This window comes from Ruegeria sp. AL1, from assembly GCF_056540905.1.
The window spans coordinates 48,292-64,536 of sequence record NZ_JBQFXP010000014.1 but is presented as its reverse complement, the minus strand read 5'-3'; the positions used below and the strand labels follow the sequence as shown (position 1 = coordinate 64,536).

Here is a 16,245-nt window from a genome sequence, read left to right as displayed (position 1 = left end):
GGCGGAGATGGATCAATGCAATCTCTCTCTGCCCCGACGCACCCCAGATGATCTTGTTGATGGATCAATGTGAAAACATGCACTAACAATCGTTTCAAACCCGAGGGCTTTGCTGCATGTGTAAACGTGCTGAAATCCAAGCAAACGAGCGCTCTTTTGTCGTTTTGCATGTATCCCGACCGACGTCGGGCAGAACAAGGATATTTTGGCATGATCGAAAACCGGTATGACGCAGCAAAGGCCGCAGAATGGCGTGCGGCGGCGGGTGACGACCCGGCTGATCAGGAATTGGCCGAGCGGGTTTATACGTCGCGCCTCATTGGCCAAAACCCCGATCTGTTGATGCATGGCGGCGGCAATACCTCGGTCAAACTGGAACGCTCTGATCTCTTTGGGCAAATGCAACGGGTCTTGCATGTCAAGGGCTCGGGATGGGATCTGGATACGATTGAGGCACCGGGGCTGCCGGGTGTTTGGCTCGATCCCTTGTTGAAGGCACGGGTCCTCGACACGTTGTCCGACGAGGATATGGTCGATTACCAGCGCTCGAACCTGCTGAGTTCGGCATCGCCGAACCCGTCGGTTGAAACGCTGCTACATGCGTTCCTGCCGCACAAATACGTGGATCATACCCATGCCACACCCTTTCTGATCCTGGCTGATTTGCCCAACGCCGCCAAGGTTTGCCGCGAAATCTTCGGTGAACGTCTTGGGATTGTGCCTTACATCATGCCCGGGTTCGATCTTGCTAAGGCGGCGGCGGATGTCTACGATGCAAATCCGGATGTCGAAGGCCTGTTGCTGCTGCAGCACGGTCATTTCGCGTTTGGTGACACAGCCCGGGAAAGCTACGACAAGATTGTCAGCCACACGAACGAGGTTGCCGCTTATCTGGGCCTGACCCAACCCACTCCGATCGGAGGTCGCCGTGCTGCAGAAGGGCTTGGGGTATTGCCTGTCCTGCGTGGCGTGATTGCCGAGGTGAACGCGGATCGTGACGGCGCGATGCCTGTTTTCGATCTGCGCAATGGTGATCACACCCATGCCTTCATGGCGCGGTCAGATTTGGATGCGTTGGCAACACGCGGGATGGCATCGCCCGATCACGTTATCCGCACCAAGGGCCGTCCGCTTGTGCTGCGTCGCTCGGATATGGTCAGCCGCGCGTCCATAAAGGCCAAGGTTGAAGCTTTCGCTGATGATTACCGAGCGTATTTCCAACGTCAGGCCCCGCATGCCAAAGAGCCTAAAACGTTGCTGAGGCCCGACCCGAAACACGCCTGGATCGAAGGGATTGGAATTGTTGGCATGGGCGGCAACGCCAAAGCGGCCGCCGCCGCCGCCGATCTGGCCGAACAGAACATCCGCGTGCGCGCGGTTGGTGAGGACGCGGGCGGCTTTTACCCGATCAGCGAAAAGGACATGTTCGACTGCGAATACTGGTCGCTGGAACAGGCAAAACTTGGAAAAGGTTCACCGCCGTCGTTTCAGGGCAAGGTTGTCATGGTCACCGGCGGCGCAGGCGCCATCGGCCTGGCCACGGCACAAGCCTTTGCAGCCGGGGGTGCAAACGTGCTGCTGGTAGACATGAATCAAGACGCGCTGAACAAGGCGCAGGACAGTTTGGGCCGGTGGCATGCAACACATGCCGATGACATCACCTCTGAGGGTGCGGCTGATCGGGCGATGAACGCGGCTATCCTTGCGTTTGGCGGGCTGGACATACTGATCTCGAACGCGGGCGCGGCCACCAGCGGTGCGTTGCTGGATTTGGACGACGCTGCCTTTCGGCAGGCGTTCGAGTTAAATTTTTTCGCTCACAAGAGTTTTGCCTCTGCTGCCGCTCGATTGATGCAAGCGCAGGGGCGTGGCGGGCAGATTCTGTTCAATATCTCGAAACAGGCGGTGAACCCGGGCAAGAATTTTGGGGCCTACGGGACGCCCAAGGCGGCGACCATGTTCCTGATGCGGCAATTGACGCTAGAGCTTGCGGGCTCAGGCATCCGAGTTAATGGCATGAACGCCGACCGTATCCGGTCCGGCCTGTTGACTGACGACTTTATCAAGGAACGTGCCGCTGCGCGTGGGGTCAGCACGGATACCTATATGGGCGGCAACCTTCTGGGTCGCGAGGTCGAGGCGCGCCATGTCGCTGACGGTTTTGTCAATCTGGCACGCATGGAACGGACGACGGGTCATGTGGTGACAGTCGATGGAGGCAATACCGAGGCTGAGTTGCGATGATATACGCAGACCCGTTTTGGTCTCGCGCAACTCCTTTAAAGGCAAACTATGCCACTCAAATGTGTACGAAGTTGCAATACCGGGTTCTTGACCGGCACTGATCCGATCGCCCTATTGGCGTCAGGACACCTGTGTTGCTAACGTGAAGATGACTCAGTGAAAAAGGGAAGGCCCGAGATGGAGCGTGTGAATTTCACTCAGATGAAAGACGGCACTAAGGAAGAATATGAATTCCTGAACACGCATGAAATTGAATATACGAAAGGTACCGCGGATCGGCTTTTGCATGCGTTGGAACATCTCGATGAAAGCCTTTCGGGCTACCAGATCACGCGGCTTGGCCATTCGGTGCAATCCGCGACCCGAGCGTGGCGCGACGGCGCAGATATCGACTGGGTTGTGTCCGCACTGTTGCACGACATTGGCGACATCTTCGCGCCCTATAACCACGATGAATATGCAGCCACCATCCTGAAGCCGTTCGTTCGAGAGCAATGCCGCTGGTGTGTGGAAACACATGGCGACTTCCAGATGCTCTATTACGGTCATCACCTGGAGGGTTTCGACCAGAACAAACGCGAGCGTCATCGTGGTCATAAATACTTCGACGATTGCGCCGAGTTTTGCGAACGGTGGGACCAGGCCAGTTTCGACCCCGATTATGACACGTTGCCCTTGTCTTTCTTCGCGCCCATGGTCCACGAAGTTTTTGCCCGCAAGCCATATGATCCGTCGGTAACACAGGCCCCCGACCAGCCTCTTGTCGTGTCGGAGGTGGCGCGAGCGAGGCTCTGAGGGTTGCCATATTCGAACACATCAATGGGTTCTAAAATCCACGACGCGGGCATTCACCTTTCGGTTGGAAAAGACCCTTGCCTGCGAAAGAATGGCTGCCAAAGAGAGCGACAGGAGCGGCCTCAAAGCTCGATAGGTCCAATTCGCTCCCTGTACGCGCTTTGAAACCCGCAAAGACGTTGCAAAGGCATCCGGAAGCCATTCAGTATGTGGTCAAAGACCTGTGGAAATTGCCAATAACTCGTTGATCCGGGGACTGAAAGTTCGATTTTGCTCGAATTGAGTGATCGCAACGAGAGTTCGAAGCGACGGGTCTGTAGGTGGGAGATTATCCGATTTATTGGGGCGTCGTATCTCTCGGAACTATTGGTTTGCTGCGAAGTTCAACCATTTAAAAGGAGAGTTCTGCATCAAGATGCACGCCAGGTATCCGCGCGCTCAAGTGCTTGCGTCGCAGAGAGCGTGTTTTGAACGAAACGTGCGCTCGGTCAACATTTGGGCCTTTTGTGCCCGCGCAACTGCGATAGCCTGGTCAAAAGCGGCAATCGCTGACTCGGAATCGCCCCGTGCTGCTCTGATTTTTCCTTTGATACGGAGCAACTCAGCCTCAGCCCAATGTTCTCCTGTGATATCCTGTTCTCGCAACGCACGATCCACTGCTTGGTGGGCTGCGTCAGGATCACCGGCCCTGAGCAGGGCTTTCGCCTGTTCGGCCAAATAGAGCGTTACCCAGAGCCAGCACCCTTTTGCGCGGTACTCTTCCAGGGCCTTGTCCAACTGATGGGCCGCGCCAGGCATATCCGTCATACAAGCCAGGACAGCGTCATGAATAGAAACAAAGTCCTTCCATAATTCCATGTCGTGTTCATCCGATACCTGACGCATTTCCTCATTGATCTCGGTCGCGCTTTCTATGTCGCCATTCCAGATCGACAGAGTGACTGCGTGCAGACCCGCATAACAAATGGTGTTCGCATGTTTGAGCTCGCGAGCGCGGGCAAGGGCCTTGTCGCAGGTCTGTTGCGCCGTATCTGCGTCGCCGCACATCCATTGCGCAAGGAGCATGTAACACCAGATTTGAACACCCGGATCCTGTGCGAACTTGGTCGAAAAATCCACGATCTCGGCCGACTGATAAAGCTCGTATGCGGTTTCAAGATCCTGAAGAGCTTCGGCAGAGAAGCCTTTGGCGATCAGGGTCGCGGCCCGCATCCGGCGCGAGATCAGCTTTGGAATCGGGTCAGGTTCATTCGCCATGTCATCGACAAGTCTTGAAACCAGATTGAACGCTTTGTTCAGATCGTTGCCGATGTAAGGTGCGATCCAGGTCCCATAGTAGATTGCGACCTTGAGTTCGGGATCCGTGGTCGCCTCAATCCGTTCCAACGCTCGTGAGAATGACTCGCTGGCTTCCGCTGATGCATAGCCGTCCTTGGCGATATGCACTTGGGCGAGTTGTACCAGAAGCGCCAACTCTCGTTCGCGCCATACCGGTTTGTCCAGCAAATCCGCAACCAGCGAAAGGGCATTTCTCAGATGATTGCTTGCTTCAACATAAGCCGGTCGGGCCTGAGCTTTTCTGGCGGCCTCGCCCCACAAGGTAACGGCCTTTTCCATCAACCCGGCCTCAGTCGCATGATATGCAACCAACTCCGGAGGCGCGGTCGGGTCGGCCTCGAACAGTTCAGTCAGTCTGTGGTGGATTTCGAGCCGTCGACGTTTCAGCAGGCTTTCGTAGGCGACATCCCGAACCAAGGCGTGCTTAAAGACATATGTTGCGTCCGGAGGTATCCCCCGTCGAAACACCAGCTCGCTGCGCTCAAGCTGTTCCAGTGCATCGTTGAGCGTCAAATCATCAACCCGAGCGATCTTTGCCAATGACACACAGTCGAAACTTCTCCCGATGCAAGCGGCCATCTGCGCAATTTCCTTCACTGGTTGAAGGCGGTCAATTCGGGCCATGAGGGAGTCATGCAAGGTCGCCGGGATGGTCACCCGATCAATGGGGCCGGCCAGCTGAAAGCAGTCTTCGGTTTCAATCAGGTCGCCCGATTCCAATATGGTTTTTGTCAACTCCTCTACAAACAGTGGCACGCCGTCGGTTCGGTGGACGATTTCCTTGATCAATTCGTCGGGAAGCGATTTCCCGCCCGATATCTTGGTGAGAATGGCTTGGATCTGCTCTGATCCCAACCGGTTCAACGTAAGCTTGGATACGATTGGATGACCTCCAAACGCGTGCTGGAATGTCGGCCTTCCTGTAATCAGGATCATGACCCGTTCGGTCGCAATCCGATCCAGACACGCCTCGAGCATCGCGAGTGTCGAGGCATCGCACCAATGTGCGTCTTCCACGACAAGAAGAACCGGTTTTTCTCGTGAAAGCGCCTGCAATTCTGCCGATGTTTCTTCCATGATCCTGACCCGAAGCTGCTGTGGTGTCAGATCGGGTTTTTCGGCAGTTGGTCTCGGTTCAATCTGAAGAAGCTCAGCAATGATCGCTGGATCAGCGGCGCGAAGTTGCTGGCGAAGCTTCGCGGTCCTTTGGTCTGTCGTGTCGGTTTCCAGGTCTTTCATGGCGTGTAACAGTTGCTGGATGACCGGGTAGAAACTCGAATCCGTATGGTAGGGCGAGCAGTGATAATTCATCCGGAAGTGATCCTGCGCCGCGGTTGCGTCAATAACGGCACGTGTCAGTCTGGACTTGCCGATGCCCGCTTCACCGATCAGCACTGCGACTTGACCTTCTCCGGAAATTGCGCGTTGCCAGCGCTCCATGATTAGTCCCAGTTCGTGACTGCGACCTACCATAGGTAGGACAGGATTGAGGTCCTCAGTCTCGAACCGGCTCTCTAGACTGCGCTCGCTTCCGACCCTCCACGCTGGCACCGGCGTATCCAAACCCTTAATGTTAAAGCGACCCAACTCTTCCAGTTCGAACGTGTCTTTGATCAGCAGCTTCGTCGCTTCCGGAACCAGAACCTGTCCCGGTTCTGCCAATGCCTGAAGACGCGCGGCAAGGTTTGGCGTATCTCCAACAACGGTTTCTTCCCGTGACGCCCCTTCACCGATGAGGTCACCAACAACCACCATGCCCGTCGCCACTCCGGCCCGCACAGACAGGGTCTGCCCATCTGGCGATTGCATTTCGCTGATCGACGTCGCAATTTCCAACGCTGATCGCACAGCACGTTCGGCGTCGTCTTCATGCGCCACAGGCCAGCCAAAATAGCACAGGACGCCGTCACCCATGTATTTCGCCACATTTCCTTCATAGCGAGTGACGATGCCCGCCACGGTATTTTGATAGCGCTTGATCATCTCGCCCATGTCTTCAGGATCCAGCCGTGCCGAGAGTGCCGTCGAGCCGGCAAGATCGACGAACAACGTCGTCAGATGGCGACGCTCGGCTTCGCGTTTGATCTCGGGCACACTTGGTTTGTCGGACTTGGCTTGATCGGGTTCATTGGCCTCAATAGCTGTACGGAGCCGTTTACGCGCACCCATTGAGAGGCCGATCTCACGCAAATCCTCATCCGTCAGGTCAAAAAGGACATCAAGATCGATCTCATTTTCAACCAAAACCGGTTCCAGTTTAAGGAGCCTATTTCGTGTCAGCCATTCGGCGAGATCGGACATGAGTTTCGTGGCCCTTTGCGATCGTGCTGTATTTGTAGTGTTTCCGATAAGCACGAATTGGGCAACGAGTATTCCCCAGAGGTTGAAATGTCCGAATTGATGACACCTGAAGGAAATCACCGGCTGGTGGACATGTAAGTGGTATGCCAACTAGGCTGTTTCGGAATTTGCAGATCGGAAAGATGGAATGCGATTGGATATAAAATTGTTCGAGAAAATGACCGAGACTTATACTACGGCATGGAACTCAGGCAACCCCGAGGCCGTGGCTGATCACTATGCTCCTGATAAGGGTATCACGATCAATCGCGGAGAGAACCAATTCGGACGCGATGCTATGATCGCCATGGCTGGTGGGTTCATGGCCTCTTTCCCCGACTTGAAACTGACAAGGGACTTTGTGCGACTTGCCGGGGGCCATGCGATCTTTGGTTGGACGCTTGAAGGGCATCACGCGGATACCGGTAATCTCGTGAAGGCCAGCGGCTGGGAAGAATGGGAACTGGACGAAAAATGTCGCATCACCAATTCACTGGGTTGGTTCGATGCCGTGGATTACGAACGACAGGTCGCTGGACAAGTACCCTGACGGGGGCCAAAATTGCCCAATGCACGGAACTTATGGACCGCGCATCACAACCGGCTGCTCCGGGCGTCGGTTGTGTCAGGCACCATGCCCGGGTCAGTGCTGAAACACTCCTTCCTCTGCGCTCGCCAGGAGCGTTCGAATATCGTTTGACCAAAGGCAGAGCGTGTAGATCGCGGCGGCCGTCCATCGTTGAAGGTCATCTCATGAATGCAGCTCTTCTGGACCGGATCACGTCGGGCCATGGTTCCGTAGCCTCTGCTTTGGACATCTTGAGAGAAACCCCGGCTGATCCACGGTCACCAGTGATATCCTCAACCAATTTTATCCAAGCACTTTCAGAAAAAACCGTTCGAGCGAAGCGGTCCCATGAAGTTCAACGCATTATCGCCGTCAGCGCCACCGCCGTTGGCGACAGCAGAGTCGTCCCGACTCCGGAGATTATGAAGATCATGGTGATAGGTAACTTTACAGTGTCGTGTCGCGACTTGGAGAAAAGGGAATTCGTCTTGGCTCAAAGCGGTCTGGATACATTTGTCATGCGCCCCGTGCTGTTGATTGACGAAAAAGCAAGAAACCACCTGTCAGGTCTGTAGACGTAGTGTGGTTAAAAGGATGCTGTATGCAACCGCACGTTGCCAGCTGTTCGGCCGCAGTCAGACAAATATCGGATGTTCCTGATTTCTGAGGGAGAAAAAGGAAACGGGCCGTCCAAATCCTGTCAAACCAACAATTCTGGTGCAAGGAACCAAGACCAGACATCCTATTATGGCAAGCCGCCACGCCGTATCGTCAGGGGTTGGGTGGCGGCGGTCACCACGGCTATGTCCTGGAAATTTGTCCTTGACCTTACTACTCAATTGAGTTGTGTGGTGCACGATTTTAAGACACGGAGACGGGCCCAAAAACCCGTTGCGTCCAGGAGAGATAAATTGCTCGATACCTTGGAAAAGAATTTTTCGCAGGCACAAACAAGCTTCGCCGAAGGTCGCTATCTCGACGCTCAAAGAAAATTACGACATGTGGAAGCAAATCTTTTGGCAGAATGCAATGTTGAGCGTGTTGGAGACGATGATAGACCGGACCAAGAAATTACCGCTTCGGTTGTGATATTGAGCCACAAAGACAATGAACGGATAGGTGAAGCCCTGGAAAGGGTGTCAAACCAATTTCGCGATGACCTAGAACTAATTCTTGTCAGCAATGGCAACGATAATCTCAAAGCCCGTGCTCAACGGTTTTTTGGTGCTTTTCAAAACATAGATACACCGTTTGTTGTTGGCTGTAGTATGGGCCGTAACATCGGTGCACGAATTGCCCGTGGCAAGTGGTTGATATTTCTGGACGATGACGGGCTCGTCGAAGAAGGTTGTATTGAAAACCTGCTTTGTTGTGCCCGTGAAACAGGCGCGCCTATGGTTCGGGGCAGAATCAGGCCGCTAACGCTGGATTTGGACTCGGCACCCAGCAACTACGATCTGGGAGATTTTCGCAGCCTCTCGTTTTTGAACGGTGAGGGTGTATCTTGCGTGCTCCGAGCAGATTTCTTGCGGCACGATGGATTTGATCCCGTTCTAGCCGGTCACGAAGGTGTCGAGCTCTGCGCCCGGATGTGGCGATTTTATGGTCCACGGGGGTTTGTGTACGAGCCGAACGCGGTACTTTTGCACGACTACTCAAAAGGCGAAGCGCATCTAGAAGAAAAGAAACAAAGATACGCGGCCTTGAAACGCTATGTGGAGACGGTAACCCCGGACTGTTTCGGTCTTCACGGCATGCTACGCAAGCAGGGTCACCTTCCCGAGGCGACTGCGGCCGGCGCTGCAATAGACAACAAACTTGCGGCGGCTACTTCCGACGGGAAGTCTCGCAAAATCACGGTTGTCACCACGGTCAGGAATGGTGAGCGTTGGTTGGATGATTATGCACTATCATGGACAACCCAAGACTATTCCAACTACGAAGTTGTCATCGTTGATGATGGGTCCACCGATGAAACACTTGCGAAAATTCGTGAGTTGGCAAATGATGACAACCGCTTTGTCGTTGTAGACGGCGGCGGAAAAGGACGGTCTGCTGCGCTAAATACAGCGTTTCATGCAGGCACGGGCGACATTTTTGTCGTTGCCGATTTCGATGATATTAGTGCTCCGGACAGGCTGAGTCTGACATTGAAGTATTTTGATGCCTTTCCGGATGCTGACGTGGTCTCGTTCTCAACATTTGGTGAGGATTGCCTAAATAACATAGGTTCCAGACCGAGAGACAAGAACTTTTACGATCTGAGAACACGATTGCTGGCAGGCATGGCAGGCCGTTTTCCGAGTTACGCGTTTCGGCGTAGGTTTTTTCTCGAGCCATTTGATGAGAGTTTGGCAGCCGGCGTTGACTTCGATTGGGTCAGTCGGAACATGGCAGCAAATAGTGCTTCGAAGGGCCACGTTCTGCCAATTCCTGTCGTTTACTATCGCAAACACGAGGGCTCGATAACCTCTCAAAGAGAGGGCATTCAAACGGCAACCAGAACATTTGTGATCGAGAAAAACTTCAGTCATCTCGTTGGAGAGTTGTCGCAGACCGATATGAAGTTTATTGAGGCTATTTCGTCGAACTATCGTGGATTTCGGGAGGACGAGTTGTTAGCATACAGCAATTGGGCCAATACCCTGATTGAACGTAATAAAGCCGCCGGAATCTACGACCCTGTGGCATTGGCGTATGCACTACAGAATTTTTTAGGCACCGCGGATGTTTCAGAAGAGACAAGACTGGTTTCAACACCTCAACTCGCCTACAAATTTGGCGAGGTGGTGTCAAATTCTATTCAGCATTTCGAGGAAACGAACGATGTGCGCCGTGCCAGAGCGATGCTCCGAAGCTTCAAGAAGGGCGCTAAAGGACTCTCTGGCAAAAGAAAAAAGTACATGCTTTGGTCTTTGAAGCGAAAAATTAAAAAAACAATTGGGTGATGAGCGAAGAGTTAAATCGATCGGAGCAGACGCAGATATGAAGCCCACCGTTCTATTAACCGGAGGTGCGGGCTATATCGGCTCTCACACATACGCCGCTCTGGTAGAGGCGGGCTATGGAGTTGTTATTGTCGACAACTTTTCGAATGCGCTTGCGGACGTGCCCCAGCGATTGGAGAAACTGACAGGCGGGCAAGTTACGTTCTTTGCAGACGACCTTTTAGATCGAGCCGCAATACGTCGAATTTTCAAGACGCACACAATAGATGCTGTCATACACTTTGCTGCGAAGAAGTCGGTTGCCGAGTCGACCCGAATGCCAGTCGAATATTACGACAATAACGTTTCTGGATTGATCTCTCTGCTAAATGAAATGCGAACTGCGGGGGTCTTCAACCTCGTTTTTTCCTCATCGGCAACGGTTTATGGCATTCCCGACATCTTGCCAGTCAAGGAAAGCGCGCCGCTTAGTTCCACTAACCCTTATGGTTTTACGAAGCTGGTCAGTGAAGAACTGCTTGCAGATCTACAGAAATTCGACCCTAGGTGGAAAATTGGCGTTTTGCGGTACTTTAATCCTGTAGGTGCTCATGACTCGGCGTTAATCGGAGAATCGACGAAAGGCACACCGGATAATCTGATGCCTTACATAGCAAGGGTTGCCACGGGTGATCTGCCCCATCTCCGCGTCTTCGGAACAGATTATGATACGCCCGACGGAACTGGAGTGCGAGACTACATTCATGTGATGGACTTGGCTGAGGGGCACGTGCTTTCACTTGCGGAACTTCTGGAGGGTACTGGAAGTCATATAGCCAACCTTGGCACCGGACGAGGATATTCGGTTCTTGAAATGCATGAAGCGTACCAAAAGGCATGTCGGCGAGAGCTACCTTACAGGTTAATGCCTCGCCGTCCGGGGGATGTGGATTCTGTTGTTGCCGACCCCACTCATGCAAATCAACTTCTGGGTTTCAAGGCTTCGCGAGGCCTTGATGATATGTGCAAGACGAGTTGGAATTGGATGTTGCAGCAAAGAGGTTGAGTGTTTTCAACCTATTTGACTGAAAATCGGTTGGCATTTCCGGTGAAGCCAGAAAAGCAAACGGTTCTAAAACTTCGAATAGCTTTGTTTTGAGTTGGTTTCACACTGTTTGGTCTTCAACGAGCCATGTCAGAAGACTTCGACCCACGCCTGCCCGTAAGCTCATCCAGTCCTCTCACCCGACAATGTTCGATCCACGACAGTTGCCAACGTCTCGCGCGTGTAGTCATTCACGGTGGACTACATTCGGAACTGCTGGCCGCTGTCGTGGTCGTCAGACACGAAGTCTGACGAATAACTCCTCTGTGGCCTGATTTCTGGGGGCTGCGTCAAAGTTCTTAAGCGTAATAAAGGAGGCCAGAACCGAAGCCGTAGGTTTCAATTGTTTCTGACTTGAGAATTCAATAATCATCCGAGGCGATTTATCCTCTATTTTTTATATGTTTACGCCATTAAGTGACCCATTTCACATAGTACAAATGAAACACGTCACACCGCTTTGCGAAATTTCTTTGAAACAAACAACGGTCAGTTTTTGCCTATTCCAAACGCAAATGGGTAAGAACGATGACTATTCCATTTAGATCTTCCGACGTTTCCAATGCGCCTATTGTTGCATTGCATTCTTCTGCATCCAGTGGCGGACAATGGGCCCAGCTGATCGCAGATCTCGAGGGGCGTTTTGATGTTCACGCCATTGACCTTCCCGGTTACGGGCGCACGCCTTTGGTTGGTGACACTTCGCAGACAGGGACGGCCATTTCGGCAGTGCCGGTTATTCGGGAAATTGAAGCGCTGGGGCAGGCTGTGCACTTGGTGGGCCACTCGAACGGTGGCGGGATTGCGATCAAGGTTGCCTTGATGCGCCCTGACCTTGTCAAAAGCCTGACAGTTTATGAACCTGCGTCCTTCCATTTCCTCGCGCAGGAAAACCCGATGTTCAAGCAAATCCAAACCTTGTCCGATGTGGTGACTGCGGCGGTCGAAAAAGGTGATCCGTTTACAGGCCTGAAGCGCTTTCTGGACTTCTGGAACGAAGAAGGATTTTGGGACGCGCTTCCAACAGCAGCCAAGCATCGGTTTGCGGGCATGCTTGCCTCCGTGAAGGCCGATTTCGCCAACGGGTTGGCGGAAGACTGGGAACTGAAGGATTTGTCCGGGCTCGATATCCCGTCGCTGGTGATGACAGGGCTGGAATCGCCGGAAATCACGCAGCACGTATCAGGGGCGATCGCCCAAGCGCTGCCCAACGCACGGATCGCGCTGCTTCCCGAGCTGGGGCATATGGCACCGGTTTCGCAACCTGAATGGGTCAACTCGAGAATCTTTGAGCATGTGGCCAGCGTTGAACGGTCCGCCGCCAATGTCAGCTGGCCTGATCAGGAAGCAGCGTAACCTGTCGAAATTCGATGAAACCGCCGGGCGTGAGACCGGTACAACTCCAAGAGGTTAAAGACTATGGGACTCCAAAAAAACATCGACACAACGACCGACTTTGCAGCCATCAAGGCCAAGCAGAATGCCGCCTGGGGATCCGGGGATTACGGCAAGGTCGGGGTGACTCTGCAAATTACAGGGGAAGAACTGGCCGAAGCCATGGATATGGTGCCAAATGCCAAAGTTCTTGATGTTGCTGCCGGAAACGGCAATGCCACCCTGGCGTTCGCCAGACGTTTTTGCGATGTCACCTCGACCGATTATGTCGAGGCTCTGCTGGATGCCAGCGGAAGACGCGCAAAGGCCGAAGGTCTGTTCGTCACCTACAAGGTCGCCGATGCCGAGGACCTACCCTTCCCGGATCAGTCCTTTGACGCAGTCGTCTCGACCTTCGGGGTGATGTTTACACCAAACCAGCAGCAATCGGCCACTGAACTGCAGCGCATGGTCAAAACCGGTGGCAAGATCGGAATGGCGAACTGGACGCCAGAGAGTTTCATTGGGCTGCTGTTCAAAGCCATCGGCAAGCACGTGCCGCCGCCTGCAGGTGTGAATTCGCCTGCTATGTGGGGCAACCGCGATTGGATTGATGAAACCTTTGGCGCACAGTGTGACGTTGTTTCGTTCCAGCGAAAGAATTTCATGTTCCGCTACCGGTCGGCCGAGCACTTTCTGGAATACTTCCGGACCTTCTATGGCCCCATGCAAAAGGCCTTTGATGCTCTGGACGCGGACGGGCAGGCGGCCTTGAAGGCCGATATCATTGCGCTGATCGACAAGTTCGACATCTCGACCAATGACGCGCTGTGTATCGCGTCCGAATATGCAGAGATTATTGTAAAACGTCGCTGATAAGGTGAAGTTTGTGTTCAACGCTCTATAATGCCCAAATCCCAGGGCGTTGAACACCGGTGGTTGCGGCATTCATAACGCTTTTAGGGTACCAGTTTTTAGAGGGGGTTTAATGATGGCCGAACGTACACTTTATGAAAAATACGGCGGGTTTTCCAAGATCAGCAAGATCGTGATCTCGTTCTACGACACCCTCCTGGACAATGACGAGGTTGGTCCGTTCTTTGACGAAGTTGATATGTCCAAGATGGTCGACCACCAGACAAAGTTCATTGCTTCACTTCTTGGGGGCCCTGCGTCTTATACAGACAATCAATTGCGTCAGCTTCATTCGCATCTTGAAATCACGGACGCCCATTTTGATGAGCTGGAGACCGTGCTTCAGGATGCGTTGGAAAAACACAGTGTGGCGGCAGAAGATATCGATACTGTCGTCGCGGAATTCGAAAAACGCCGTCCTCTGATCGTTAGGTAAATCATGACTATCGAAGCCATCAATGAACAGCTGCTCCGCGCCATAGGCGTCGGCGTGGCGCTTTTGGACCGTCAGACACTACAGTTCGGGTTTCGCAACGACACGTTTGACGAATGGTTCAGCAATGAAGACAACGCGGGCCATCTGCAGCAGCTTTTCCCCGATCTGGATATTAATACGGTGCAGGCTGGACTTGTCGAAACCGGGCGTCACACCTCCGAGATCAGCTTCAAGAAAAAACGCAGAACGATGGTGATTGCGCTGGATTTCACGGTCGCGCAAGATGACGTCCTTGTACTGGTTTGCCAAAACATCACCCGTATCAAAGAGCTGGAGTCGATGATAGATTCCTATTCGATGATGGTTGAGCGGAACACGCGCGAACTGAAGCGGGAAAAAGAGCAGGTCGAAAAATTACTGCTGAACCTGATGCCGCGGTCTGTTTACGAGGAATACAAGACATTCGGCGTTGTCACACCTCAACTGTACGATCCGGTCTCGGTTCTGATGCTGGACTTTGTCGGGTTTACCGACATGGTTGCATCGCAAGACCCGAGTGTCACGGTCACCGAACTGAATGACATTTACAGCGCCTTTGACCGCATTGGCGAACAATTTGGCTGCGAGCGGATCAAAACGATCGGAGATGCTTATATCACGGTCGCAGGGTTGCCTGATCCAACACCGGATCACGCCAAGGCCATCGCCAATACCGCCATCCGCTTTGTCCGCTATCTGACGCGCCGCAACCTGAGCCATCCCCATCAATGGCGCTGCCGCATCGGGCTCGCCTCTGGTTCGGTCGTTGGGTCCGTGGTTGGTATTCAAAAATACGTCTACGATATATTCGGCCCCGCTGTTAACCTGGCGTCCCGCCTTCAAGAGTTTTCTGAGCCGATGGAGATTTCAGTTCAGGACGAAGTCGCACGGGTCCTAAGAGATCAGTTCGACCTGGAGAATGTGGGGGCCAAACCAATCCGAGGTTTTGGCGAGCAGGATGTCTGGCGGTTGACGGATAACGATTGATTTTTTCCGCGCGGAAATATTATGTAAAGTTACGATAAATTCACGCGCACATCCGAGGCCATGACCAAGATAAGAAACATGGAGGAGTTCGCGGCGCTCAGCGGTATTTCGCGACCGACCGTCTCCAAATATTTTCACGATCCCGACAGTGTTCGCGCCAGTACCCGCGCGCGTATTGAAGAAGCTCTGGAACGGTTCGACTATCGACCGAATATCTATGCCATTAACCAAAATCGGAAATTGACAAAGAATGTCGGGATTGTCGTGCCTTATCTGGCAGATCCGTTTTTTGCCGAAATCGCCAGATATCTTGAACAATCCTGTATTGCGGCGGGTTACAGGCCCACGCTTTTTAGCTCGCATGGCGAACAAAAACTGGAGAACGAAATTCTCGAAAGTCTGCGGTCCATGAAGCCGGCAGGCGTTTTGTTGGCACCATTGGGGCGCGCGTCAGACAGATCGGCGATCGAAAAGTTCTGCACCAATGTTCCGACCGTTTTGTTTGACAGCAACCTCGAAGGGCTCGGGGCGGCTTTTGTCGGCTCGGACAATTTCAGTTTTGTGTCCCAGACGGTCGAGTATCTGACCCGCACCGGAGAACCCCCCTCATTTTTCGAGATGCGAACCCCTGCAAATCCAAACGCCAACAAGCGACGTCACGCGTTTATTGAGGTTATGGAAAACCTGGGATTTGAGCCTCATGTCATCAGGATCGACGGCGAAGGGTGGAAGTTTGAAGAGATTGGCCATCAAGGTGCGCGAAAGGTTCTTGAACAGAAAATGCTAAAAACCAACACGGTCCTATGCAGCAATGATCGTTTGGCCATCGGCTTTTTGGCCGCGAGTTACGAAATGGGGATTCGCGTTGGCCGACAGCCGGATTGTTCGTTGCGGGTCGCCTCGAATGATGATCATCCATTCTCTAAGTTTACCTGTCCGTCGCTGACAACGGCCGCGCATGACTATGACAATGTGGCGGGTCGCAGTGTGGAGGCTTTGTTCGAACTGATTGAAAGTGGTGGGAAATTTGATAAGCGCACTGAAACGTTGTTCCCGGCGCGGCTTGTTTTAAGGGAGTCTGCCTAAGTCTAAAAATTAACGCGCGTAAAGTTTTTATTGACGGCGCGACAAGATATCCTTTACGGTCCCTGCACCACATCCAAGCTCAGGGAGGACA

At 53.2% G+C, this 16,245-nt stretch carries 12 protein-coding genes; 11 read left to right on the top strand and 1 reads right to left on the bottom strand.

Annotated features, from left to right (window positions below):
* The first annotated feature begins 210 nt into the window (after positions 1-210).
* Both ACRZ9X_RS19985 and ACRZ9X_RS19980 read left to right on the top strand, forming a co-directional pair.
* Positions 211-2,244: a bifunctional aldolase/short-chain dehydrogenase gene (locus ACRZ9X_RS19985; RefSeq protein WP_480521831.1), complete on the top strand. Its 2,034-nt coding sequence runs from the start codon at positions 211-213 to the stop codon at positions 2,242-2,244.
* 177 nt (positions 2,245-2,421) lie between these two features.
* Positions 2,422-3,039 (top strand): HD domain-containing protein, encoded by a 618-nt coding sequence (locus ACRZ9X_RS19980; protein ID WP_480521892.1) that lies wholly within the window; start codon positions 2,422-2,424, stop codon positions 3,037-3,039.
* A 438-nt stretch (positions 3,040-3,477) separates the two neighbouring features.
* Here ACRZ9X_RS19980 and ACRZ9X_RS19975 read toward each other — a convergent pair whose 3' ends face one another.
* Positions 3,478-6,678, bottom strand: coding sequence for an ATP-binding protein (locus ACRZ9X_RS19975; RefSeq protein ID WP_480521830.1), 3,201 nt, complete (start codon positions 6,676-6,678; stop codon positions 3,478-3,480).
* Positions 6,679-6,865: 187 nt separating this feature from the next.
* On the opposite strand from ACRZ9X_RS19975, the gene ACRZ9X_RS19970 reads away from it, so the two are divergent.
* From ACRZ9X_RS19970 to ACRZ9X_RS19930, 9 genes are all read left to right on the top strand, one after another.
* Positions 6,866-7,267 (top strand): DUF1348 family protein, encoded by a 402-nt coding sequence (locus tag ACRZ9X_RS19970; protein ID WP_480521829.1) that lies wholly within the window; start codon positions 6,866-6,868, stop codon positions 7,265-7,267.
* On the top strand, positions 7,174-7,860 hold the full coding sequence (locus tag ACRZ9X_RS19965; protein ID WP_480521828.1) for an NAD(P)H-binding protein: 687 nt from the start codon (positions 7,174-7,176) through the stop codon (positions 7,858-7,860). Before ACRZ9X_RS19970 ends, ACRZ9X_RS19965 begins: the two co-directional genes overlap by 94 nt.
* 75 nt (positions 7,861-7,935) lie before the next feature.
* A complete protein-coding gene (locus ACRZ9X_RS19960) occupies positions 7,936-10,233 on the top strand; it encodes a glycosyltransferase (protein ID WP_480521827.1) in 2,298 nt (765 codons plus the stop codon).
* A 37-nt stretch (positions 10,234-10,270) separates the two neighbouring features.
* Positions 10,271-11,278 (top strand): UDP-glucose 4-epimerase GalE, encoded by a 1,008-nt coding sequence (galE, locus tag ACRZ9X_RS19955; protein ID WP_480521826.1) that lies wholly within the window; start codon positions 10,271-10,273, stop codon positions 11,276-11,278.
* A gap of 567 nt (positions 11,279-11,845) precedes the next feature.
* Entirely contained in the window at positions 11,846-12,673 is an 828-nt protein-coding gene (locus ACRZ9X_RS19950; protein ID WP_480521825.1) for an alpha/beta fold hydrolase, read from the top strand.
* 63 nt (positions 12,674-12,736) lie between these two features.
* A complete protein-coding gene (locus ACRZ9X_RS19945; RefSeq protein ID WP_480521824.1) occupies positions 12,737-13,567 on the top strand; it encodes a class I SAM-dependent methyltransferase in 831 nt (276 codons plus the stop codon).
* A gap of 115 nt (positions 13,568-13,682) precedes the next feature.
* Positions 13,683-14,042 carry a group I truncated hemoglobin gene (locus ACRZ9X_RS19940; RefSeq protein ID WP_480521823.1) on the top strand — a complete coding sequence of 120 codons (360 nt, stop codon included), beginning with the start codon at positions 13,683-13,685 and terminating at the stop codon, positions 14,040-14,042.
* Positions 14,043-14,045: 3 nt separating this feature from the next.
* On the top strand, positions 14,046-15,068 hold the full coding sequence (locus ACRZ9X_RS19935) for an adenylate/guanylate cyclase domain-containing protein (protein WP_480521822.1): 1,023 nt from the start codon (positions 14,046-14,048) through the stop codon (positions 15,066-15,068).
* 60 nt (positions 15,069-15,128) lie between these two features.
* Positions 15,129-16,154: a LacI family DNA-binding transcriptional regulator gene (locus tag ACRZ9X_RS19930; protein ID WP_480521821.1), complete on the top strand. Its 1,026-nt coding sequence runs from the start codon at positions 15,129-15,131 to the stop codon at positions 16,152-16,154.
* The last annotated feature ends 91 nt before the right edge of the window (positions 16,155-16,245 follow it).